The 25,142-nt window shown below is 39.7% G+C and carries 20 protein-coding genes and 1 pseudogene; 14 read left to right on the forward strand and 7 right to left on the reverse strand.

Annotated features, from left to right (window positions below; translation table 11 throughout):
• Positions 1-94, reverse strand: a 94-nt coding sequence (locus IQ226_RS13480) for a DUF2887 domain-containing protein (protein WP_193896102.1), incomplete at its 3' end; no start/stop codon positions are given.
• A 619-nt stretch (positions 95-713) separates the two neighbouring features.
• Between IQ226_RS13480 and IQ226_RS13485 the strand changes: the two genes are divergently transcribed.
• From IQ226_RS13485 to nadB, 3 genes are all read left to right on the forward strand, one after another.
• Positions 714-1,445, forward strand: coding sequence for a DUF3120 domain-containing protein (locus tag IQ226_RS13485; RefSeq protein WP_193896104.1), 732 nt, complete (start codon positions 714-716; stop codon positions 1,443-1,445).
• A gap of 306 nt (positions 1,446-1,751) precedes the next feature.
• On the forward strand, positions 1,752-2,180 hold the full coding sequence (gene psbU, locus IQ226_RS13490; protein ID WP_193896151.1) for a photosystem II complex extrinsic protein PsbU: 429 nt from the start codon (positions 1,752-1,754) through the stop codon (positions 2,178-2,180).
• Between the two features lie 155 nt (positions 2,181-2,335).
• Positions 2,336-4,009, forward strand: a complete 1,674-nt coding sequence (gene nadB, locus IQ226_RS13495) for an L-aspartate oxidase (protein WP_193896153.1) — start codon at positions 2,336-2,338, stop codon at positions 4,007-4,009.
• Positions 4,010-4,234: 225 nt separating this feature from the next.
• Here the strand turns inward: nadB and IQ226_RS13500 are convergent, their stop codons facing one another.
• Both IQ226_RS13500 and rimO read right to left on the reverse strand, forming a co-directional pair.
• Complete coding sequence (locus IQ226_RS13500) at positions 4,235-5,794, reverse strand: DEAD/DEAH box helicase (RefSeq protein WP_193896106.1); 1,560 nt, start codon at positions 5,792-5,794, stop codon at positions 4,235-4,237.
• Positions 5,795-5,859: 65 nt separating this feature from the next.
• Positions 5,860-7,215 (reverse strand): 30S ribosomal protein S12 methylthiotransferase RimO, encoded by a 1,356-nt coding sequence (gene rimO / locus IQ226_RS13505; RefSeq protein ID WP_193896108.1) that lies wholly within the window; start codon positions 7,213-7,215, stop codon positions 5,860-5,862.
• Between the two features lie 879 nt (positions 7,216-8,094).
• Between rimO and btpA the strand changes: the two genes are divergently transcribed.
• From btpA to IQ226_RS13535, 6 genes are all read left to right on the forward strand, one after another.
• A complete protein-coding gene (gene btpA, locus IQ226_RS13510; protein WP_193896110.1) occupies positions 8,095-8,889 on the forward strand; it encodes a photosystem I biogenesis protein BtpA in 795 nt (264 codons plus the stop codon).
• 145 nt (positions 8,890-9,034) lie between these two features.
• Positions 9,035-10,024, forward strand: coding sequence for a vitamin K epoxide reductase family protein (locus IQ226_RS13515; RefSeq protein WP_193896112.1), 990 nt, complete (start codon positions 9,035-9,037; stop codon positions 10,022-10,024).
• A 159-nt stretch (positions 10,025-10,183) separates the two neighbouring features.
• Positions 10,184-11,209: a multicopper oxidase domain-containing protein gene (locus tag IQ226_RS13520; protein WP_193896114.1), complete on the forward strand. Its 1,026-nt coding sequence runs from the start codon at positions 10,184-10,186 to the stop codon at positions 11,207-11,209.
• A 296-nt stretch (positions 11,210-11,505) separates the two neighbouring features.
• Positions 11,506-12,501, forward strand: a complete 996-nt coding sequence (locus tag IQ226_RS13525; RefSeq protein ID WP_193896116.1) for a helix-hairpin-helix domain-containing protein — start codon at positions 11,506-11,508, stop codon at positions 12,499-12,501.
• A gap of 210 nt (positions 12,502-12,711) precedes the next feature.
• Positions 12,712-13,146 (forward strand): bacterioferritin, encoded by a 435-nt coding sequence (locus IQ226_RS13530; protein ID WP_193896118.1) that lies wholly within the window; start codon positions 12,712-12,714, stop codon positions 13,144-13,146.
• A 108-nt stretch (positions 13,147-13,254) separates the two neighbouring features.
• Positions 13,255-14,178: an FTR1 family protein gene (locus IQ226_RS13535; RefSeq protein WP_193896120.1), complete on the forward strand. Its 924-nt coding sequence runs from the start codon at positions 13,255-13,257 to the stop codon at positions 14,176-14,178.
• Positions 14,179-14,339: 161 nt separating this feature from the next.
• Here IQ226_RS13535 and IQ226_RS13540 read toward each other — a convergent pair whose 3' ends face one another.
• A complete protein-coding gene (locus IQ226_RS13540) occupies positions 14,340-14,495 on the reverse strand; it encodes a hypothetical protein (RefSeq protein WP_193896122.1) in 156 nt (51 codons plus the stop codon).
• Between the two features lie 422 nt (positions 14,496-14,917).
• Here IQ226_RS13540 and clpP point away from each other — a divergent pair, with 422 nt between their 5' ends.
• The 3 genes from clpP (at position 14,918) to IQ226_RS13555 (ending at position 16,430) form a co-directional block, all read left to right on the forward strand.
• Positions 14,918-15,523, forward strand: a complete 606-nt coding sequence (gene clpP, locus IQ226_RS13545) for an ATP-dependent Clp endopeptidase proteolytic subunit ClpP (RefSeq protein ID WP_193896123.1) — start codon at positions 14,918-14,920, stop codon at positions 15,521-15,523.
• Positions 15,524-15,650: 127 nt separating this feature from the next.
• Entirely contained in the window at positions 15,651-16,214 is a 564-nt protein-coding gene (gene def / locus IQ226_RS13550; RefSeq protein WP_193896125.1) for a peptide deformylase, read from the forward strand.
• Between the two features lie 12 nt (positions 16,215-16,226).
• On the forward strand, positions 16,227-16,430 hold the full coding sequence (locus IQ226_RS13555; protein WP_027403670.1) for a hypothetical protein: 204 nt from the start codon (positions 16,227-16,229) through the stop codon (positions 16,428-16,430).
• A 359-nt stretch (positions 16,431-16,789) separates the two neighbouring features.
• Here IQ226_RS13555 and IQ226_RS13560 read toward each other — a convergent pair.
• Both IQ226_RS13560 and IQ226_RS13565 read right to left on the reverse strand, forming a co-directional pair.
• Positions 16,790-17,749, reverse strand: a pseudogene (locus IQ226_RS13560) (iron uptake porin); the annotation flags it as partial.
• Between the two features lie 119 nt (positions 17,750-17,868).
• Positions 17,869-18,507: an iron uptake porin gene (locus IQ226_RS13565; RefSeq protein ID WP_193896130.1), complete on the reverse strand. Its 639-nt coding sequence runs from the start codon at positions 18,505-18,507 to the stop codon at positions 17,869-17,871.
• Between the two features lie 456 nt (positions 18,508-18,963).
• On the opposite strand from IQ226_RS13565, the gene IQ226_RS13570 reads away from it, so the two are divergent.
• Both IQ226_RS13570 and recJ read left to right on the forward strand, forming a co-directional pair.
• Positions 18,964-19,770 (forward strand): PD-(D/E)XK nuclease family protein, encoded by an 807-nt coding sequence (locus IQ226_RS13570; RefSeq protein ID WP_193896132.1) that lies wholly within the window; start codon positions 18,964-18,966, stop codon positions 19,768-19,770.
• Between the two features lie 69 nt (positions 19,771-19,839).
• On the forward strand, positions 19,840-22,152 hold the full coding sequence (gene recJ, locus IQ226_RS13575; RefSeq protein WP_193896155.1) for a single-stranded-DNA-specific exonuclease RecJ: 2,313 nt from the start codon (positions 19,840-19,842) through the stop codon (positions 22,150-22,152).
• A 97-nt stretch (positions 22,153-22,249) separates the two neighbouring features.
• On the opposite strand, the gene IQ226_RS13580 is transcribed toward recJ, so the two are convergent.
• Positions 22,250-24,781, reverse strand: coding sequence for a substrate-binding domain-containing protein (locus IQ226_RS13580; protein WP_193896134.1), 2,532 nt, complete (start codon positions 24,779-24,781; stop codon positions 22,250-22,252).
• Between the last annotated feature and the right edge of the window lie 361 nt (positions 24,782-25,142).

Consider the following 25,142-nt stretch of genomic DNA (forward strand, 5'->3'; position numbering starts at 1 on the left):
AATCTTTGGCATTTTCTGTAGGTTCACCCAGGATTTCAAATAAGAGGGTGTGAAAAGTTAGGAAGATTTGGTAGAATATCGTGTCTGTGTGCATTATTTCTGAGTTCGATATTTCTTAATTACTTGCTTATCTCAGATTTTAACCATGTTTCCCAGTTCTACATCTACTGCAATTGCATCTTCATCCTGAGATACAAGATAACGTCTTGGTATTTTGGTGATGAGGATAAATATCATTTTCTTATTTCCCTGCTTCTGGAATTTATTTGGGAAATAATTATCTTGATAAATAAAAACCCTATATATGGGCGCACACTTTTCCACTCGTACCATTAGCATACCCGAAACTTGGAACACTGTCAAGCCCCCAAGCTGAAATCAGCAAAACTCGTTAGATTATTGATAAAATTCTCAATAATCATGAGAATAGACCCCTGTTTATTGAGAAAGTTCTTTTTTATCAAAATCCCATACAAATCACTTATCATTCAATCACCATATTCCCAAATTATTTAATCAATTCCGCCCTGAAGGAGCAGAGAACCTGTACCGAAAATTCCCCATCCAAAATCTCAAATTTTTCGGTCTATTCCTACAACTTGAGTGCATACCTCTATAAATAAATTTCATGTATAATCAAGATGCCCCCCTGGGGGATTTTCAGTTATGTTATTCTGAAGATAAGTAAAGTTTAGTAACAAATATTAGAAACTTTGATTAATCATACATTTTCTGCCTATACAGCTACTAACCCGACTGTAGATATCAATCACAGCCTGAACAATCCTCATTTACCAAATTTCCTATCTTCCCGACAAAGTTGGTTAATATTTTTAGCATCAGTATTCTTAGTATCAGTACCAGTGTTCATAGAAGCTCCGTTAGTGCGAACATTTCCCATTCTTAGCGTATTAATGACAGGATTGTGGGTTTGGCTCAGTATGAGATTAATGTCACGTCCCCAAACCTACCTGTGGGGAGATTTACTCTTTGGCTTTAGCTGGACTTGGTTAACAGGTGCGATTTATTGGGGTTGGTTAAGATATGAACCGATCTGGCATATACCCATAGAAGCACTAGGACTACCCTTTGCTGTGTGGTGTTTAGCGAAAAATTGGGGTAAAGTCGGCAATTGGTTTTACCTGGGTTCTTTACTAGGAACGGTTTTAACCGATATTTATTTTTATTTGGTGGATTTGATGCCTTATTGGCGACAAATTATGAGAACAGATCCATCTGGTGCTTCACAAATCTTACAGAATGCCCTAACACAAGTCCAAACACCTTGGGGAGAAGGCTGGGCAGTCATTTTGGCTCTAATGCTGATGACAGTAGGAACAGCTTCTTTACTGAATAAACAACCCTATTGGTATGCCTTTGGGGGGGCGGTTTTGAGTACAATCTTAGTAGATAGTCTCTTCTTATTAGCAGCAGTTCTGGCGTGAAATTCCCATCAATTCAGGCAAACACCGAAAAATGGGCGCAGAGGTGCTATGAGGTCAAATTTCTGGAAAAAGTCCAATCAAACCAACTAGTCGTAAATATTATGGATATTGATACGCTGTATATTAGTTTTTGATGACCGTTGTGCAAGCTCCCAAGCTTAAACCATGAAGCTAAACCATGAAGAACCCGGGATCAAGTTAGCAAAGAAACCGCGCTCATATCCTGAAACTTCTGGCTTATGCCCTATAGTTCATAGCTTTTGGCTGCAAAATTTTATTATTCCTGGAAAAAAAGAGGTAAAAATCGTGAAAGGATTGGTGCGTTTATTTACTGTATTTACATTGTTGCTAGGTTGCTGGGGAATGCTGGGAACTACCCAAACAGCCCAAGCTGTTAGTTTCAATAGCTTTGTGGGAAATCAAGTTCCAGTTTTAGCGATCGCCAGTCAAAATAGAGCAGATCAGAAGCTGGGAACCGAATTTGGTAAGAAAATTGATTTGAACAATACCAATGTGCGGGCTTTCCAACAATATCCAGGACTTTATCCCACCTTGGCTAAGAAAATTATCAAAAATGCTCCTTACGACAAAGTAGAGGATGTATTAAATATCGAAGGGTTGAGCGATAGACAAAAAGCAACTTTGCAAACTAACTTTGATAACTTCACCGTGACACAATCAGAGTCTATATTCAACGAAGGCGACGATCGCTTTAATAACGGTATCTACAGATAACCCTAGTTGCTAATTGGTGATTGGTGATTGGTGATTGGTGATTGGTAGAAGCAAAAGGCAAGATGTCTAATAAATATCCCTATTACCCATCACCCATTACCCATTACCCATTACCCATTACCCATTACCCATTACCCATTACCTATCACCCCATCTTGCCTGATATAAATATTCCTAACCAATTTGATGTTTTAGTAGTCGGTGCCGGTGCAGCAGGACTATATACAGCCCTATGTCTACCCACATCCTTACGAGTCGGCTTAATTACTAAAGAAACAGTTACTCTATCCGCTAGTGATTGGGCGCAAGGTGGCATAGCCGCAGCCGTCGCCCCAGAAGATTCTCCTCAACTGCATATTGAAGACACATTAAAAGCGGGCGCTGGTTTATGCGACATCGCCGCTGTCAAATTCCTAGCCGAACAAGCCCCCAGTTGTATTCAATCCCTGGTTAACTTAGGCGTAGCTTTTGATCGTCATGACAGTAACTTGGCTTTAACCCTAGAAGCAGCCCATTCTCGTCCTCGTGTTCTCCATGCAGCCGACACCACAGGCAGGGAAGTTACCACCACCCTCACAGATCAAGTTCTCCGTCGTGAAAATATCCAAGTCATTCAGCAAGCCTTGGCTTTGAGTTTATGGATAGAACCGAAAACCGGTCAATGTTTGGGAACTAGCCTATTTTATCAAGGGAAAATTACCTGGATTAGAGCCGGGGCTGTGATTTTAGCTACAGGTGGCGGTGGTCAAGTATTTGCCCAAACCACTAATCCAGCCGTGAGTACAGGTGATGGTGTAGCTATTGCATGGCGGGCGGGGGCAATTCTCCGGGATTTAGAATTTGTCCAGTTTCATCCCACAGCCCTCAGCAAACCGGGACGTTTTCTGATTAGTGAAGCTGTGCGTGGAGAAGGGGCGCATTTAGTGGATGACACCGGGCGACGTTTTGCCTTTGATTACCACCCAGCAGGGGAATTAGCACCCCGTGATGTGGTCAGTCGAGCGATTTTTAGTCATTTACAAAAAACGGCTGCTGACCCGGCTACAGCGAATGTCTGGTTAGATATGCGCCCCATTCCCCCTGACAAAATTCGCCACCGTTTCCCGAATATCATCGCCGTTTGTCAACATTGGGGGATTGATGTCTTTACTCAACCCATTCCTGTGTCACCTGCCGCCCATTATTGGATGGGTGGTATCCTCACAGATGTCATGAATGCCACGAATATTCCCGGTTTATATGCCATTGGAGAAACTGCCAGTACGGGGGTACATGGTGCTAATCGTCTAGCGAGTAATTCGTTGTTGGAATGTATTGTGTTTGGGGCGCAAATGGCTAATGTTGACTATGGAAAATTGCAACTGGGAAAACAGGAATCTGTTAATATTATTGAAACTGAAACTTTGGCAGTTAACCCATCTCTAATTGAGTGGGAAAATCAACAAAGACAATTAGCAGAAATTCGTAAAAACTTACCTCGTGTAGTTTGGCAAAGTGCAGGTATTTGTCGAGAACAATCAAGTTTAGAAACTGCCATTTCTCAAGTTGCATCTTGGCAAGAAGACTTTGCAGATTTACCTTTAAGTCAATTATTATTGAGTTTAAAATCAACACAATCAGTTAATTTTCAACAACCACAAATTGAAAAGGAATTGCGGCTTTGGGCAGAAACTCGTAATTTATTAGATATTGCCGAATTAATTCTTAAAAGTGCTGTGTTTAGAACTGAAAGCCGGGGTGGACATTACCGTTCAGATTATCCTGAAACTGATGCTAATTGGCAAGTGCATACTCTTGTCCAAAATCAGGAATGGGTAATGGGTAAATAACAACAGAACTAGATTCCACCTGAGTTCGGTGTTAGGAGTTTCTCCTTCGGAGACGCTACGCGAACGGAGTTATGATTGCTTCCCTTCCCTGGCAATGACTGTAAATATTTTTGTCCAATTACTTAATAAAGCCACTTTCAAGCTCGCAGGTTTTAATCTGGAGGTAAAAGTGGCTTTAAAATCAGCTTATTAACAGGTTGTTATGGTGATGAACTGACAACCCATCTATTCTCTACCTGTCGGTAAACCTAACTTGTGATTGCTAGGACTAGGAGAAGATTCATTGTGAGTGATTTTCAACTTGGGTTTGGGACTACCGCCACCGCTGCTGCGTCTGTCGTCGTTACCCTTGCCTTCTTTTGACCAAGAGGAACGACCACCGCGACCACCACCGGAACTGCGTTCACGTTCGCCACTATCACCACGTTTGTTGATTCTGGGTTTGGGAGTTGGGCTTTCCTCAACAGGTAGGTCTACTCCTGATAGTAACCAAGCGGGGCGGGTTTGATCGTAGGCGATTTGTAAAGCAGCAGCAGCGATCGCATGAGCATCATATTCCTCAATCATTTCGCTGATAATCGGCAAGAAGGAAGCTAACCGTTCCCCAGTTAAAGCTTCAGCAACTTGTCCTCTTAATTTCTGAATATGTTGGGCTTCAATCTGTGCCTTGGTCGGAATAGACAGAATCTGCCAAGTTTGACGGTTGTGGCGTTCAAATGCCTGTTGTTTGCGGCGTTCAAATGCCTGAACTAAGGAAATTGCCGTTCCTTCTTTTCCAGCCCGACCAGTCCGACCAATGCGGTGAACATAAGTTTCCACACTATCGGGTAAATCAAAGTTGATAACGTGGGAAAGTTGGTCAACGTCTAAACCACGCGCTGCAATATCAGTAGCTACTACCCAACGGACTTGACGGTTGCGGAAACGAATTAATAGGCGTTCCCGGGCTTGTTGGGACAAATCACCATGATATTCATCCACACTATGACCGGCAGATTGTAATTGACTGGTTAATTCTGCGGCTGTGCGACGGGTGCGAACAAAGATTAAAGCTGTTTCTGGGTCTTCCATTTCCAGAATTGGTTGTAAAGCTTTAGCTTTTGTCCAATGACGGGGAATCATGTAAGCCACTTGATTGATTTTATTTGGTGCGGCTTTGGGTTGTTCAACGGTGACAGTCACCGGTGAGTTCAAAAATTTATTTACCAACATCCGAATTGATGGTGGCATTGTCGCTGAGAATAAGGCCGTTTGTCTTTCTTCAGGCGCTTGAGAAAGAATTCTTTCCACATCATCAATGAAGCCCATGCTTAACATTTCATCCGCTTCATCTAAGACAAACCATCTGACTTGATCTAATTTCAAGTTACCACGATCTAGTAAGTCTATGACCCGTCCTGGTGTACCGACAACGATTTGCGCCCCCCGTCTGAGTTGCATAATTTGGCGGTCAATTGATTGACCACCATAAATAGCCGCTGCTTTCAAGTAACTGTTACCAATAAATTGGGAAACAGCCGCATGAACTTGAATTGCTAACTCACGAGTTGGAGTTAAAACAATTGCCTGTACAGCTTTTAAGCTGGGATCTAGTTTTTCTAAAATTGGTAAAGAAAAAGCTGCGGTTTTGCCTGTTCCTGTTTGGGATTGACCAACTACATCCCGACCATTTAATAGTTGAGGAATTGCTTGGGTTTGAATATTTGTAGGTGCAGAAAAACCCATGCTTTCTAACAGTTCAGCCCGTTCTTGGGAAATGCCTAATTCTTGAAATGATAAATTCATTAATGCTCCTAGATTTGATTGTCAATTTTGAACTTGTGAGCCGATACTTATTTGTAAATTAAGTCTTATACAACAGCAGATAGCAGATAGGAAGATAATCTATCACTATTGATAACTTGACCATAGAGGTCATACTCATCGGCACTTTGAATTGCTACTTTGACGATGGTTCCTAGCCTAGCCTCTCCTTTAACATAGACTTGACCATCAACTTCGGGAGAAAATCTGCCGGAACGACCGATTAATTCTCCCCCTTCGGAATTTTCTTGCTCAATCAGGACATCAACTATTTTGCCGACTTCCTGTTGATTTTTTTGGAAAGAAATTGGTTGCTGTAATTCCATTAGGCGATTACGGCGTTCCGTCATCACTGCTGCGGGAATTTGATTGGGTAGATTGTAGGCGGGAGTTCCTTCTTCTGGTGAGAAGGTGAAGACACCAACATGATCAAATTTATGTCGTTGGGTAAACTCTAATAAATGTTGAAAATGCTCTTGAGTTTCTCCAGGAAAACCAACTATAAATGTGGTTCTGAACACTGCTGATGGTAGGGCAATTTTCAGCTGTTCCATAATCCCATCATTAATTTGCCCTTGCCAAGGACGATTCATGGCGCGGAGAATTTCTGGATGGGAATGCTGGAGAGGCAAATCCAAATATGGTAAACAGTTGGGGGTTTCTTGGATGGCCGCAATTACATCTGGTGTGAGTCCAGTGGGATAGGCGTAGTGCATCCTAATCCAAGGGATATCTACTTTGCCTAATGCCCGCAGTAATTCGGCTAATTTGGGTTTCCCGTAAATATCTAAGCCGTAATTGGTGGTGATTTGGGAAATGAGAATTATTTCTTTGACACCTTGACTTGCCAGTTGTTGGGCTTCGGCGACTATTGATTCAATGGTACGCGATCGCTGGTTTCCTCGCAAATGGGGAATAATACAAAATGCACACCGATAATCACAACCCTCGGCTACACGCAGGTAAGCTACTCCTTCGGTGGTTGTCCGGTAACGGGGTGTGGTTTCATCGGCAATATAGGTAGGTTCGGTAGTAATTTCTTTAACTCGTTCTCCCTGTTCTACTCGCTCGATGATATCAACGATTTTGTGATAATCTCCTGTCCCCACTACCGCCACTGCTTCCGGCAATTCTTCCAATAATTGTTCTTGAAAGTGTTGCGCCATGCAGCCAGTAATGACGATTTTTTTATTGGCTTCCGCTAGTTCTACTAGGGTTTTTACTGATTCCTGTCGAGCCGCTTCGATGAAACTACAGGTATTAACAATTACGTAATCTGCTATTTCTTCGTTGCTATCTACACCATAGCCTGCATTTACTAGCAGTCCTAGCATATGTTCTGTATCAATTCGATTTTTCTCGCAGCCCAGGTGAGAAATGGCAATCGTTGGCTTTTCAACCATATTTTGAATAGATCTTCCGTTTTTCCTTGTTAATTAACATTCAAGCGTTGGCTTAGGAATATGCAAACACCAAAAGATACCAGGAAAATGAAGCGGGTTTTACTCCTGACTCCTGACTCCTGACTTCTGACTCCTGCTATAATTTCCACCCAACTACCCGCTACTAATTACCAGATTTAACCTATATAACTAGCAACTTTAACTAGTAAAAGCCAGATTACGACCTTCAGCTATCATGTTGATAGGGGTCATGTTATGATACTTCTACTAATTTGTTTCCCAGGGTATTCTTTAAGTGTCTTTGGGTAAGTTTGACACTCATTATATTTTTAACAATTCGCTTAATGGTATTTTGCATTACCGCAGCGTGGGCGTTGTTAATTTACCCGTTGGGAAGCCGACCAAGAGGTCTGTTGTGAGAAGCCGCTACCCAACTGGGGAAATCGCATTGGCGACTACGCCTATCAAGCAGTAATGCTACTCGGACATTTGCAATGAAATGCCGGGAAGCTGCCTTGCATCTTGTGAGTGGCAAACTCCTCTTGTCATCAGATTCTATCTTAACATATCTTATGGAAGGTTGGAATTTAATTTATATCTTCAGGAGGAGGCAATAATTTGACTATAAAAAGGTGGGGTCAGGGGCAGGAAGATGGGAAAAATTACTAATTACCCATGACTAATCATCTATTTCCTGTTTTCTGTTCCCTAAAGCAACTTATATTATTAGTATAAAAGGCGGAAGGCTGTAATGCCTAGAGAATCTACATTTTTTGTTTGATTCTTCCTGTCTAGTTATTGATGCCATTTTGTTACCCCCTCGTCTGGAGAGAGTGGGGCTAGGCAAGAACTCCAGACTGTGACCAGTAAATTAAAGACGTGGACTTATATCAGTTATTTAAAACCCGAACACCAATTATTGGTGTAGTACATCTGCTCCCTCTTCCGACTTCAGCCCGTTGGGGAGGTAGTCTCAAAGCAGTGATTAACCGCGCCGAACAAGAAGCCACAGCCCTTGCCAGTGGAGGTGTAGATGGAATTATCGTTGAGAATTTTTTTGATGCCCCATTTACGAAAAATCAAGTTGACCCCGCAGTTGTGAGTGCTATGACTGTGGTTGTGCAACGCATCCAGAATTTGGTGACTGTGCCTTTGGGGTTAAATGTGTTACGCAATGATGGTAGAAGTGCGATCGCTATTGCTAGTTGCGTTAATGCCCAGTTTGTCAGAATTAATGTTCTCACGGGTGTGATGGCAACGGATCAAGGTTTAATTGAAGGGGAAGCTCATCAATTATTACGATATCGTCGGGAATTAGGATCTGATGTGAAAATTTTTGCTGATGTTTTGGTAAAACACGCCCGTCCTTTGAGTTCTCCTAATCTGACGGTTGCTGTTAAAGATACCATTGAAAGAGGTTTGGCTGATGCAGTAATTTTATCTGGTTGGGCTACTGGTAGTCCTCCTGACCAAGAGGATTTGGAACTAGCTAGTGCTGCGGCGGCTGGTACTCCCGTTTTTATTGGTAGTGGTGCAAGTTGGGAAAATGTGGGTACTTTGTTAAAAGCCGCAGACGGGGTGATTGTTTCTAGTTCTCTCAAACGTCATGGTCAAATTCAGCAACCAATAGATCCGATTCGCGTCAGCCAATTTATAGAAGCTGCCCGTGTCTGAACTATGATTTTTTTGATTTTTTTGATTTAGATGATTAGGAGGATAGTTAGTTTTTTGTCACCAATTACCACTAACAACTGACAACTAACCACTGACAACTAACCACTGACCACTGACCACTGACAACTAACCAATTACCAATATTATGATTCGTCGTCGTTCTACTCCTTGGATTCATAAATGGTCGCGTCCGGCGATCGCAACTATTGCTGGTTTTGGTATCCTAAATACAGGTTATCTCACCTATCAAAAGCTGACCGGCAGCACTCCGGTTTGTACTACCCCAGAAAATGTTAAAGGTTGCGTGGATGTCCTTTCTAGTCCCTGGGCTACGGTTTTCGGTCAACCATTACCTGTATTTGGTTTATTGGCATACATGGGGATGTTGATATTGGCTTTAGCTCCCTTAGCATTGAACGCAGGGGAAAATCACAAAAGTCAGAAACAACTAGAAAATTTAACTTGGTGGTTGCTGTTTGTGGGAGCGATCGCTATGTCAGTTTTCAGTGGATACTTAATGTATATCCTGGCATTTCAACTCCAAGCTGTTTGTCTGTACTGTATTGCCTCTGCCTTGTTTGCATTAACTATGTTAGTGTTAACCGTCATGGGTAGAGATTGGGAAGACATCGGACAACTTTTATTTACGGCTGTGATTGTGGCAATGGTAACGCTAATTGGGACTTTAGGAGTTTATTCTCAAGTAAATCCATCAGGTAATATTACCGAAGCAACTGATGGAAAACCCACAGCAATTACCTTCACACCTAAAGAACAACCAAATCCTGACTTTGGCTGGGAAATTACCACTAAATCTGGTGCAGCCGAAATAGCTTTAGCCCAACATCTTGTTAAAGTAGGTGCGAAGGAATATGTAGCCTATTGGTGTCCCCATTGTCACGAACAAAAGCTACTTTTTGGTAAAGAGGCTTATCAAATCATTAATGATAATTCTAAGGTAGAGTGCGCTGGCGATAGTCCCAATGGTAAACCAGAATTATGTAAAGCTGCAAAAATTGAAGGTTTCCCCACTTGGATTATTAATGGTAAAAGCTATGGCGGAGTCCAGACTCTAGAGGAATTAGGAAAGATCACAGGTTACACAGGTCCGAAAAACTTTAAATATTTTCGTTAAAGTTGTTTATAAGATCCCCGACTTCTCAGAAGTCGGGGATCTAAATCCTGAAAATTATTTTTCCAAGTTATTGACAATAATTCCTAATTTTTATACTATACCTAAAGCTAATTGCCAATTATTTGCAATTCCTCATATACCCATATCCCTATTAGTCTCATGTCTGACAACTTTACTTTCAGTAAAGATAAAATTTGGAGTCGTCGCCAACTGCTGCAAATAGGATTATCCGGCGCTGGAGTCCTAAGTGCAGCGGCAATTTGGCAGATGTTGAATACCAAAAATCATCCCAGTGTCAGAGTACCACCGATGGAAATGGCAGCATCTAATGGTGCTACTAACCCTATGCAGGTATTACGAGATTTTGATTATGGGACAATTAAGCAGGAAAATGGGCGCACAGTCCGCGAATTTCAGCTAACTGCTGGTACTTCCACCATTCAGCTTAATAGTGCTGTCTCCTACAACATTTGGGACTTAAACGGACGGATTCCCGGACCAACACTCCGGGCTAAAGAAGGAGAAAGAATAAGAATACTTTTTCTCAATAATGCTGGACATTCCCATTCTTTACATTTTCATGGAGTTCATCCTGCTGAAATGGATGGAATACGACCTGTAAGTAACCGTAGGGCGACCATATATGAATTTGATGCCGAACCCTATGGCGTTCATTTATATCACTGTCACGTTGCCCCAGTTACTCGCCACATTGCTAAAGGTTTATATGGAATGTTTGTCATTGACCCGCCTAAACCTCGTCCCCCTGCTGATGAAATTGTTTTAATTATGTCTGGGTATGATGTAAATGATGATAACAAAAATGAATATTATGCTTTTAATGGTGTGCCACATCATTATATGCACCACCCCATTCAGATTTACAAAAATCAGTTAATCCGGGTCTATGTTTTGAATATTATTGAATTTGATCCTGCTGTGACATTTCACCTGCACGCTAACTTTTTTGATGTTTATCGTTCCGGTATGACAATGACACCCAGTGAGAAAACCGATGTTTTAACAATGGGTGTCGCTGAAAGGCACATTTTAGAATTTGCTTTCCGCTATCCAGGTAAATATATGTTTCATCCTCATCAAGATGCGATCGCTGAAAGCGGATGTATGGGACAGTTTGAAGTAATCGCGGAAAAAGATTCCCAAAAATCGGTCAATAAATCCTGACAAAATTCAGAAAGATTAGCAACTTAAGAAAACCCAAATTTAGTTAATTTATACTTGTCTCTTAGAAAAATAGTTGATAAATATTTGCATTTATGATAAATCATAATTATATCTAAAACGAAATATTTGCCAATTTATCTCAGTAGGTGAACACAATAAAACCAAACTGTGTAAAGAAACGTAAAATCGCTGAAAACTTCTTTACTCTTACCTTGCTATAACGACAATTTTCAACGCCAACCTACTTACTACTAAATCCTTAAATTACAAACATTAACAGTTTACCAGGAGCAACAATGATCAAATTCCGTTATTTATTCTTGTCTATCGCTGCTTGTGCCATGATTTCCTTGACTTCTTGTACCAGCGACATACCAAAAGCAGAAATGCAAACACAAAGCACAGTTCCGGTTGTAGAAATGAGCGCTCATGGTGGTCATGGTAATAAAGCTAAAATTAATATCAATAATGCAATTTTATCGCAGTTAGATAAATTAGAAGCTACATTGGGAGTCCCAGCTTTATCAAACAAAATTCAAGCCAACCGTCCTTACGCCAGTCCAGGGGATTTAGTCAGCAAAAAAGTTATTACTCAACCCCAGTTTGATCAAATAAAAGACATGGTGACAGTTGAGGAAGTTGTGCTGACTGGTGAAGCAAAAGATATTGATTACATGACCAAATTGGGATTAATGAAAGGGCATCTTTTAGTAGCCAAAGAATTATTAGATCAAAATCAACCTAAACAGGCTCAACCCCATATTGGACACCCAGTTGAGGAGATTTATATTGATGTTGAAGAACAACTAGAAGAACGCAAAGTTAAAGAATTTAAAAGTAATTTGGTAAGTTTAACCGACTTAGTTAAATCTAATCCCAAGGATGCCAAAATTAAAACTAACTTTACCACTTCCGTGCAAGCTGTGGATAGTGCGATCGCCGCTTTACCAACCGCAGAACGTAGCAAACCCAAATTTGTTCTCCAAGTTATCAACGGTTTACTAGATGCCGCTAACTCAGAATATGGTGCAGCAATTGCCAACGGCAAAATTACCGCCCCCATTGAGTATCAAGATTCTCGTGGCTTTATAGTCTATTCTCAAGAACTATATAAAGGTATTTCTAGCCAAATGACTCAACAACATCCTGAGTCGCACAAAGCCATAGATACAGCTTTTATGGAATTGGTGAAAGTTTGGCCTACTGCTATCCCTCCAGTCCAAGCAGTCAGCACTTCAGAAGATGTTACCAAGCTAGTAAAAATCATCGAGGAAAATACCCAAAAAGTGTGAACAAAAACCAGCACTAAAGCACAAAATTAGTATTTTCACACCATTGGAAGTCCAGAATCAGAGGTTTAAAATGGTGAATAAGAGAGAAAATAGTTAAAAACTAAAAGTGAAACCAGTTTGGGGTTTTAAAACCTGAAAAAAGTATAACTGCTCACTAATAATTAGTAGCTAAAAACTCTCCTCATGTAACTTTGCTCAACTTAACAACTAATGCAAGAACTCGACCACCAAAAAACCATTGATATTCTCAACGCCATCATGGAATTTGAACTAGCAGGGGTAGTTCGTTACACCCATTATTCCTTAATGGTGACGGGACCTAATCGAATCCCCATTGTGGCATTCTTCAAAGCGCAAGCCGCAGAATCCTTACTTCATGCTCAACAAGTCGGGGAAATTCTCACAGGTTTAGAAGGACATCCTACCTTGAGAATTGCTCCAATGGAAGAAACTTTCAAACATAACGTTAAGGATATCTTGCAAGAAAGTTTATCCCATGAAAAGAAAGCTTTGGATATGTACAAAAGTCTTCTAGAAGTCGTCAGTAATGCCAGTATCTACTTAGAAGAATTTACTCGTGGTATGATCGGACAAGAAGAGATGCACAATCTCGAACTCAAGAAAATGTTACGCGATTTCAGCTAATACAGCAGAAGTCAGGAGTCAGAAGTCAGGAGTCAGAATTGAGAAGCAGCAAAATCTACAACTGACAACTGACAACTGACAACCGACAACTAACAACCGACTAATAAAATGAATTTTAGTACCGCTCTACCTACTTTTGTAATTACCCTCCGAGAAGGTGTAGAAGCCGCTCTAGTTGTGGGTATTGTCCTCGCATTATTAAAAAAAGCCAAACAATCTCGATTGAACCCTTGGGTTTATGCTGGTGTTATTGTTGGTATTATAGTTAGTGGCTTAATCGGTATTTTATTTACGGGGATCATTAAATTCTTAGGATCTATTAATCCTCAATATACCTCCGTTGTTGAGCCAACATTAGAAGGTATATTTAGTGTTTTAGCTATAGTTATGCTCAGTTGGATGCTAATCTGGATGACAAAACAAGCCAGATTTATGAAAGCACAAGTTGAGGGAGCAGTCACAGACGCATTAGGTAAAAACTCAAATGCTGCTTGGGGAGTTTTTAGTTTAATCTTAGTCGCCATTGTCCGCGAAGGATTTGAAACTGTTTTATTTGTTGCCGCCAATTTTCAACAAGGTTTATTACCAACTTTAGGCGCATTGGGTGGTTTAGCCACAGCCGCAGCCATTGGAGTCCTATTATTTAAATGGGGTGTGAAAATTAATATCCGCCAATTTTTCCAAATCATGGGCGTTTTATTAATCTTAATTGTTTCTGGGTTAGTAGTTTCCGGGTTACAACATTTTGATGAAGCTATAGCTAACCTGTCCCTGAGTAGTCGTTCTTCAGAAAATCTTTGTTTCTATTATGAACACTTTACCAAAATTCACTCTTGCATCTTAGGTCCAATAGTTTGGAATACCGAAAAAATCTTATCTGATGAACAGTTCCCCGGTATCATTCTTAAATCATTATTTGGTTATAGGGACAAAATCTATATTGTTCAAGCAGTGGGGTATTTGGTATTTCTGATTAGTATTGGTGGACTATATTTCCGCAGCATTACAGGTGGAAATAATCAATCTAATTAGGTGGACATTAAAAATTATGGTCAATTCCTCACTCACGCGCATTCATCCCACATTTCTAAGAGTGAGATGTCGGACTTCTGCTGTTTGTGTTAAAAATAAAAGACTGATAATCAGGGAAAGGGCAAATTCTTGCCTATTCCCTGTTTCCTATATCTTGCATTTTACTCCGCAACTTGAAAAGTCGAACTAATGATAGGCACTGACATTTCTGAAAGAGGTGAGACTGCTTTGGGACGTATGGGAGTAGTGTTACTCAATACGGCGATAAGTTGCAATAAAAATGTAATAAAGGCTGCTTGTATAAGTTTTTCTAGCATAATACCCCTCTCTTCATTTATATGGATGGGACTTCCATCGGAACTGGTTATTCTCAATACACTTTGCGTTATTGGTTTATCGGATTCGGTGAATATAATTTGAGAATATCGCAGAAATCTGTTAAAGAATGTGATCTAGCTCTCTCTTTATGTGTACCTAACAACTGGGACGGTTGTTTTTCTAAAAAGTGTCCTGAAAATACAAATTTATTTTTAAATTTACGGAAACAGATGATTCTAATACTCCAATTACTCAATTATTAGAAACCGTATAAATACTGATATTTACATAAGATATATTTCTTCACAAAAAATTCTATCTGTTCTCTTTGCCCAGTTTCTTTGAATCTTAATCGGCAATTTCAACACAATCAGCCTTTGTCACCGATAGAATAAATGAAAAATAGCTAAAAACACCCTAAATGATTCCTATCGTTATTGAACAATCGGGTCGAGGCGAACGTGCCTTTGATATCTATTCACGGCTGTTGCGTGAGCGGATTATTTTTTTGGGAGAACAGGTTGATAGCAATCTGGCTAACTTGATTGTTGCCCAACTGCTGTTTTTAGATTCTGAGGATGCGGAGAAGGACATATATATGTACATTAATTCTCCCGGTGGTTCAGTGACAGCGGGTATGGGCATTTTTGATACAATGAAGCATATACGCCCCGATGTCTGTACAATTTGTACTGGATTAGCCGCAAGTATGGGAGCTTTTCTCCTCAGCGCGGGTACAAAGGGTAAGCGGATGAGTTTACCCCATTCACGGATTATGATTCACCAACCTCTCGGTGGCGCACAAGGACAGGCGACTGATATTGCGATTCAAGCCCGCGAAATTTTGTATCACAAGCAGCGGCTGAATGAATATCTGGCTGAACATACTGGGCAACCTTTTGAGCGAATTTCTGAAGATACAGAACGTGATTTCTTCATGTCCCCTGCTGAAGCTAGGGAATATGGCTTGATTGATCAAGTAATTGACCGTCATGCTGCCGGTAGTCGTCCTGTGGCTTTAGTTTAGTTATTGGTCAGTGGTCAGTGGTCAGTGGTCAGTGGTAATAAAACTCTCCCCCTGCTCCCTGCCCCTGTTCCCTTCCTACTAACGATAGAATTAAAATATATTATTCACTATCAAGCCATCGAAAACCATGCCATCTGATATTGCTGTCGAGAAGAAAAAGTTAAAAAATCCACCTTTGCAAATGCACTACTTAGGCGATCGCGTTTTGCGTCAACCGGCAAAGCGGGTTACTAAAATAGATGACGAACTCCGCCTACTAGTACGCGAAATGCTGCAAACTATGTATAGCTCAGATGGCATTGGTTTGGCTGCACCTCAAGTTGGCATCAATAAACAACTGATCGTGATTGACATTGAACCAGATCAACCTCATCATCCGCCATTAGTGTTAATTAACCCTACCATTAAACAGGTTAGCAGTAAGCTCTGTGTGGCTCAGGAAGGGTGCTTGAGTATTCCTAACGTCTTTCTAGATGTAAAACGTCCAGAAGTGGTAACAATCGCCTATAAAGACGAGTATGGCCGTCCCCAAACCTTAACAGCAGGAGATTTACTCGGTCGCTGTATTCTTCACGAATTGGATCACCTTAATGGTGTGGTATTTGTAGATCGTGTAGAAAATTCCTTGACTTTAAACGAAGAGTTATCTAAAAATGGCTTCTCGTATCAGGCAGTGAAACCAGTAGTATAGGGTGGTCTAGTAGTGTATTTAACTCCAAAAAGCGGTTTATTTTTAGGTGGTGCTTGTGTTGCAGCGATCGCCGCTGTTGGTTCAGTTTTTGAATTGAGTTATGGAGAACCAGATTTTGGTGTCCCAACCACTGCTATTATCTTAGCTTTGAGCATTCCGCTCACCGTATTCTTTTTTATTGCCGCAGTGAGGGATGCACGAGATAATATAGGATAAGCATCAGGTATATGAAAAAGGTAAGAGGATGAATGAGGAATGCACACTTCACCCTTTTACCTTTTATTTTTTACTAAGTAATTGGTAATTGACAGGATGACAACAAAAATAATTTTACCCACTTTAGCTAGTCTCGAATACTGTAATTATACTGATAACGATGGTGAAGTCATCCTGAGATTATTAGATTTAAAATGAATTAATGCAATGGAGGGCAGGTAAACCCTGCACCTGCCGTTATACCCAAGATGGCTTAATTATTTGATTCTCCGGGTAGGGTTAAAGCATGAGCTAAACCCCTACAAATCTATGTTTTCGTGATTTCACAAAAGTCCATGTCCCAAGCGTTTTGAGTATATTTAAAATGTGAACGCAGTTCTAATGACACCCACTACCACATCTGGGTTAATATCATTATGATTAGGGGCTGTTAGCCAGAAAATACCGGGAGTAATAGTGATATTATCATTGATGCGGTGGCTATAAAATGCTTCAAGGTGCAATCCGGTACTGCGATCGCTCCTTTGTCCTGCTGGTAAACCAAGTCCTAAAGCGATCGTATCATTGCTCGTACCAGTTAACCTGGGTTGCATCCCAAAAATAATCCCAGCCAAATTACCTTTTTTACCCAAATCATGGATACCTAAATTCACTCGATAGGTCAAGACATCAGCATCTCCCTGAGTGCCAGTCCCTAAAGCCCGAGCAAAACTACGACCAACGCTACCGCCAATCTCAAAAGTTGGAGAAAATAGGTAACTAAATGCACCTAAATAGCTATTCGCTACCACTGGACCAACACCAAGCACAGCAGCAGGCTTACTACCATTAGCTGTATTAATCCCATTTTCGGGAGAGTAAGTGTGGATCAAAGACAAAGATGCTCGGAATTTAGAGAATTGTAAAACTGGACGGATAGATGCAAGATAACCACCACCACCAAAAATTCCTGTGCGGGGGTCATTAGCATCATTTTCTTGACCAGCAGCAAGATCCAAACTCAGCCATTTACTAAGCTGCCATTGTACACCTATGCCTGATGTAGAATTGACGGGATAAGATAGGGGATTCTGAGAGGCAAAATCAGACACAGCACCAGTCGTAGTTCCCGCTAAAGCATTGATAGTCGCTGTTAATATTCTATCACTGGAAACAGCATTTAAAGAAACCTTTAATTTGTTAGTTAGCGGGAACTGGTATTGTAATCCAATTAAAAGCAACTTTCCATCACCGGTACTGCTACCAGAAAGACTAGCTTCACCGTTACCACTTGCTTGAAAGTCACTGAAATTTGAAGACATTAACGACATCCCCAAACTATCCTTACCAGTGAAACTAGTAGTCTGTCAAATAAATTTTGACGGATAAAGGAATGAACCACGAAGACGCGAAGAACACGAAGGAAGGAAGAAGGAAAGAAGGAAAATTTATTTACCCGTCAATTAGTTCTTGACAGACTACTAGTATCAACTCCAACAATAGCTCGATAACCTAATATTGTATTATTTGTACTGCCGTCACCTTTTCCTAATATATCTCCTACATAACTTACCACCTGACCACTGAGTTTAGCAGTGGTAGAAAACTGATTAGCTTCCACGTCTCCTATCCGAGATTCTAGGTTATCTAACCGTCCGCGTACTTGTGCTAGTTCATTACCAAACTCTTCTTTTAATCGCTCGATAGTAGCTAAATCTTCCTTTCTTACCAAATCACCAGTTCCCTGGGTTATTAGTTCGTTAATTTGGTTTAAACAGGTATTTAATCCCGACGCAAACTCAAAGCGTGTTGTTGCACGATTACCCCTGAAAGTTTGATTTGGATAGCCTTTTATACAGCCATACCGTTCTACAAGAGACTGTAATGCGTTAAATCCCCAATCATTCGGCTGCACATCACTGAGTTGAGAAACTGAAGTGACTTGGCTCATTTCAGTGCTGTCTGTTGTTGTCTGTGAGGACTGATTAGTTGCTAAAGTAGGAGATTGTTCTTCAGCTAAAGCTTGCATTTGCAATAGTATCCCTGTAGTACATATTGTTAAATACGCTACTAACATCTGTCTAAAAATTTTATTCATCACGCTAATTGATACTCCTCCACCGGATCAAATTTCACATCTTGAGTATTATACTCCACTTTCCGCACTTCATTTTGTAATACGCGAATATTTCCATAATTTTATTTTTTATCGTCTAATAAAACACATATTTTATCCATCATTTTAAGTATTAATATTGAACAATTTAACCCTTATTAGGAATAATTCTTGAAAAGATGGATACTACATTGTGAAGTGGGGAATATGGTTTATACCATTAGATAATAAAGTATACAAGGATTTAGCGCAAGAATTTTGATGTCAAGTTTAATTTGTGCGGTTTTATGTGGCTTTTTTTTACAAGAACCTCAAAGTTTTTTTGCTGAGAAAAATAAAAATATGTCATTATTTAGATTAAATGAATAAATTTACAAAAAATTGGTCTGTAGGGGTTTAGCACTCCTAAACTTTTACTTAATTCTACTGTATGGAATCATGCTACCAACTTCTCCCCCCATACTCCGACTCTCCCAAGGACATCTAAATCTACTCGCAGCTTGTCCTCGCAAATTCCAACATAGCTATTTAGAACAACTAAATACTCCTCTAGATCCTAAACACGAAGAATATCAAATTTTAGGTAGTCGGTTTCACTTGCTGATGCAGCAGCGGGAAATGGACTTACCTATTAATAAATTACTACAAGCAGATCCTCAATTGCAAAATTGGATGACTGAATTTAGTAAAATTGCTCCAGAAATATTTATAACTAATATTGATCATCAAACCTTTCGAGAAAGCGAACATTATCGAACATTACAAATTGGCAATTATCTCCTCACAGTCATTTATGATTTATTAATTGCCGACCAAAATCAAGCCCAGATTCTCGACTGGAAAACCTATCCCCAACCACCAAAAAGAGAAAAATTAGCTGAAAATTGGCAAACGAAACTGTATCTGTACGTCATAGGGGAAACTAGCAACTATCTATTAGAAAATATTTCCCTAACCTACTGGTTTGTGCAATCAAAAGAGCAAACTAAACATATTAAATTTTGTTATAATGAAAAAGAACATCAGAAAACAGCACAGGAATTAAATCAACTATTAAACAATCTCACACAATGGGTAAAAGATTATCAAAATCATATATCATTACCACAAATTGCCAAATCCCAGAAAATATGTGAATCTTGTCAATATGCCATGAGGTGTCAACGTCAAAAAATCAAAGAAGAAACTATGGATATTGACCAGAATTTTCCTAGTTTCGAAAATATTGCTGAAGTATCAGTTTGAATTAATGAATAAGATTGTCTCACGCAGAGGCGCAAAGAAAGAAATACAGAAGTTAGAATGTGGTTTAAAATGGAATGGATTTTAACAACACAAGAAAAACCCCCAGATTGGTTTATTGAATTAGTGAAAAAATACGCACCAACAACAGGTGGTAACTTTGCTGCTCAATTATTTTGGCAACGAGGAATTCAAGATCAAGAAAAGTTAGCGGCTTTTATTAATTATCAAAGTTATCAACCTGCCAATTCTTTTGAATTTGGTCAGGAAATGAATTTGGCCGTACAACGGTTAATAACTGCGGGAAAAACAGGAGAAAAAATTGTTATTTGGGGAGATTTTGATGCCGATGGAATTACCTCGACTGCGGTATTATGGGATGGTTTAGGTGAATTTTTTCAGCAACATCGTCAATTAAGTTATTATATTCCCAATCGGTTAACAGAATCTCATGGTTTAAATCAGTCAGGAATTGATAATTTAGCAGATCAAGGTTGTAAATTAATTATTACTTGTGATACAGGCAGTACAAATATTTCAGAAATCATCTATGCCCAAAATTTAGGAATAGATGTAATTGTCACAGACCATCATACATTACCACCAGAACGTCCCCCGGTCGTCGCCATTATTAACCCGCGTTATTTAGCCAAAGAACATCCTTTATATCATCTTTCCGGTGTGGCAGTTGCTTATAAATTGGTGGAAGCATTATATATAAGTTTACCAGATATTCCCGAACATCCATTAACAGATTTATTAGATTTAGTCGCAGTAGGATTAATTGCTGATTTAGTCCAATTAAGTGGTGATTGTCGCTATTTGGCACAGTTGGGAATTCAACAATTACACACAGATTATAAAAAACCACCCGCAGAAAGAAGAAGACCAGGTGTAGGTAAATTATTAGAATTATGCCAGAAAAGTGGCGATCGCCCCACAGATATTTCCTTTGGTTTGGGTCCCCGCATTAACGCCGTTAGTCGCATTCATGGTGATGCTAGTTTCTGTGTAGAATTATTAACCAGTAGAGATATGCAGCGTTGTCAACAACTTGCAGAAGCAACAGAATTAGCTAATTCCCGTCGCAAATCTTTACAAAAAGATGTCCAAGTCCAAGTTACTAAAAAACTCAGTCAATTAGACTTATCAACCACCAGCGTCATCGTTTTAGAAGATCCTCAATGGGCAGGTGGTGTTTTAGGTCTGGTTGCCGGACAAATTGCCCAAGAAACAGGACGACCGACAATTTTGTTAAGCACAGAAGCAAAGGAAAATCAGACAGATTCTAGCCCATCTCTAGCCCGAGGTTCTGCCCGTTCCATTAACTCCGTTGATTTATATCAACTAGTTCAAGAACAAGCCCATTTATTACATCGTTTTGGCGGACATCCCTTTGCAGCGGGTTTGAGTTTATTAGTAGAAAATATCCCCCTATTTACAGCCGCAGTTAACCAGAAATTACGTCAATCTTTAGGAGGAATAAATCTCACTCCGACAGTGCAAGCTGACTTGGTGGTGACAGTTGCCGATTTAGGCAAGGATTTATTTTTAGAATTAAAACTATTAGAACCCTGTGGAATGGGCAATCCTATCCCCAAATTATTAATTAAAAACTGTTGGTTTGAAAATTCTTGGCATAAAAATCAAGAAGATTTAAAAGGCAATAAAATCCAATATATTAAAACAGACTTTAATATTCGAGATAATTCTACCAACAATCCGTTTCCGGGAATTTGGTGGGGACACTATAAAGAAGAATTGCCTATTGGTAGATGTGATTGTATTGCCGAAATTGATTTTAACAGCTTTAAAAAACGTTATGAGATTAGATTAATTGCCGTCCGTCCTAATACCGAAAGCGAATTAAAAACCAAAAATTCAGCATTGATTTTAGATTGGCGAAATCAACAAGGTTTAACAGAACTAAACCCAGAACAATCATTATTAATTATGCAAGATTGTCCTACTAATTGGGATAATTTGCGTTTATGGTTCAAGCAATCACTAAATCAGAAAAAACAATTAGTTATTGCTTGGGGAAAACCCCATAATTTAACTCCCAAGGACATTTGGTTGACTTTAGTAGGAATTTCTAAATACCTCAGTCGCACAAATCAACCTGTTACCCATGTCCAACTTTTAGAGAAACTAGGTATTAGTGACCAAAGCCTATATTTGGGTTTTCAAGCATTAAAACATTTAGGGTTTATCATCCAAGGTCAGGATAATCATTTACAAATAATCTGGGATTCTACACATCATCTCCAACCAGCAGATCATGTTATTAACCAATTTTTAGCCGCAGTCAGAGAAGAACAATTTCAACGAGATTATTTTTTTCATGTTCCTTTATCTATTATTGTTGCCATGATTGGTAAATAATCTCGGAGGAAACAGGGAACAGGAAATAGGGAATAGGAAGAAGAGGGGAATTTTCTTCTTTCTTTATCCTGACTCCTGACTCCTGACTCCTGACTCCTTAACCCTCTTTTTGTTCTTGGAAAAACTTCTGATCAATAGTTTTCGTATGTTCTCTATTAGCAGAAGTAGCCATTATCTGATAATCAACTAAATTATCCACAAAAGGAACAGTTAACTTAAATGTCCCATCAGAATTGACCTTAACTTTTTGACCATCAATGGTGACATTTGCACCCGCTTCTGTAGCACCATGAAGAACCAATTCTGTATCAACAACAACCCAGAAATCTGTGCTGGGACGACTAAAAATGCGAACTGTTCCAGAACGCGCTAAACACAACCATTGATTATCATTATTCACATAACCAATTTCTGTCATGTAGTCCCGTTCACCTCTGGGAATAGGTACATAACGATCATTGATTGCGGTTTCACATTCGTATTGTGCATCGAAATGAGGAAGCTGATAACTGAGGTCAAGATTGGTAACATCATAGAGCCGGATAGCCAAAATGGTAAATCCTTGATTGTGCAATATTTGTTGATGATCCTCAGAAATATACCAAGATAGGTAAGCCCATTTGGGAGTGCGGGGTGTGAAAATAATTCTAGTATTTCCAGTCGCATTGATGGGATTAATATTAGTCCAGGCTTCTATTTCAGCATCTAATTCCATTGCTATGGCTTCATTTGTAGCTGAGAGATGCCAGGGAGTAGGATATATTTCTTCTTCTATTTCCGGGGTATTGAGGGTAATTTGACTAGTAATAGCGTTTAAAGCCTCACCTAACTCGAATGGTAAATCAGATGGTAAGTCAGATGATAAATCTTGAGTCTGTGATGATTGGCTGACTGGTTGAGGTGTTGGGATTAGGTTCAGAACTTCTGTGAGGCTGTTATCTGGCTTAACTGGTGTGGAGGTAATACCAAGTAATTCTGATAAGGATGTAATCTTTTGATGAGATTTAGTTACAGGCGTTTCTGGTGCTTCTAATGGAATATTACTGACTTCATTGCTGGAAATATCTGCATTAATTGGCTGGTGGTGAATATTCGGGATTTGTGGAAAGTAACTACTGACGACAATTACCGGGTCTTCTGTCTCCCAAGCCACTTCATCATAGTTGAGATCAAGATTAATTTCGGACATTTCCTGAATTTGATTATTGGAGGAAGGTGTCTGTGGTGCATCCATAATGGCTATATTACTGACTGCCGTTATTTCCTGGTCATCATCTTCTTTGTAGTAATTTGCACTATTAAGCCCATTACCATTACTATTGCCATTATTATTTAATATTGATGCAAATGCTTCTGAATCTGACAGAGTAAACATTGTCTCTGGAAGAGAATCACTTTCTTGATTTGAGGATGTCTGTGCTTTGCTGCTGGTAGTTCGCTTTTTCCTTCTCAACCACAATGGCAAAAAACTACTTAATCCCGCAATTAGCAATAAAGGTATTAGTAAGAAAAACCGCATATTCTTGGTAATGATGGAGGGATTATCAAAGGGATTTATCAACTGTATTTCCCCTCCAGTTTCTTTAGGTTCGGGTATAGCTAATGTTTCAGGGGTTGGTGTTACTAAAAGGGGACTTTGAGAAACTGTAGGTGTTTCTGAAGGAGTTGTTAAAGGCGTAGCTGTAGAGACGTTAGCCATAGGCACAGACATAATTTGTATTGATCTAGCTGCAATAGCAATTGCTTCTGCTTCTTTAGCCTCTTTTATAGACTCTTCTCCTGGTTTAGCTAAAACAAAACCTAGAAAATCTTTAACTTTAGGACTGGGATTTGCTTTATAAACGTAAACAAAAGACTGGAAAAAAGGGTATTTAGGATTATCTGGCAAAAAATCTTCTACTTTTAATACCCGCACATCTGGCAATTTAGAAATTTGACTTGCCAACACATAGCTGATGCCGTCATTATTTAACTCTTTAATAATGTTAGGCGTGTTATCTGCCACCATTTGCACCGCATTTGCACCTGTTAATAATTGGCCAGACTTAAATACTGAATATTCACCAAAGGAATTACGAGTATCACTATCGAAGGGACGATCTATAAATCTAATTTTACCCTTAGCATTTCCCAATTGTGACCAATCTGTAATTTCTCCGCGAAAAACCTTGGCAAATTGCTCAGTAGTCAAGCCATCATAGAAGGGATTATTCATACCAACAATGATGGCAATTTTTTCTTGACGCACTAGCACCTGTTTTAAACCTTGTGCTTTTTCTTCTGGAGTGAGGTTGCGACCAAGGGATGCTATATCAGCTTTACCATCTACAACGGCTTTTACAGCATCTTCATTGCCATTGATGGCAATTTCTACCTGAGTTCCCGAAAACTGGGTTTCAAACCTTTCTTTTAAGCGTTGGTTGACAAGTAGGGCGTTACGAGAACCATCAATTTTAACTACAGTCCCATTTTCTACCTTTTCCGGCAGGGGAAAATCTGGAGTTTTACTCTTGGATTCCGCTTGGATGGGTAGGGAAATCAAGAAATTTGCTACCATTGGGGCGGTGGTTATGGCCATTAATAGGGCCAGTTTGATAATTACACCATCTTTTTGTTGTTGTTGCCACATATATCCTGGATTTAGCTAATATAAATGAACTACTCGCCAATAATCAAAATACTGTTTGATTGAGCAATACCTTGTCCAAATTAGAAAAAGCCCTGATTTGTAGGTTGGGTTGTGGAACGTAAACGTATCCCTGCGGGACACTGCGTGAACGCGGAGCAATTAGCATTAAACCCAACATGAGCGTTGGGTCGCGCTGTCGCTTAACCCAACACAGCAGAAAATGAACAAGGTATTGATTGAGAAGATGGGTTAATTATACAGCGTGAGTTATTTTTATCTGTAATAACACAAGTGATTAGATTAAAACAGGAGTCAGGAGTCAGGAGTTAGGGGTAAAACTGCCTTGCGGTCTGGTTTTGAA

Source organism: Dolichospermum sp. LEGE 00240, assembly GCF_015207875.1.
Taxonomy (GTDB): domain Bacteria; phylum Cyanobacteriota; class Cyanobacteriia; order Cyanobacteriales; family Nostocaceae; genus Dolichospermum; species Dolichospermum gracile.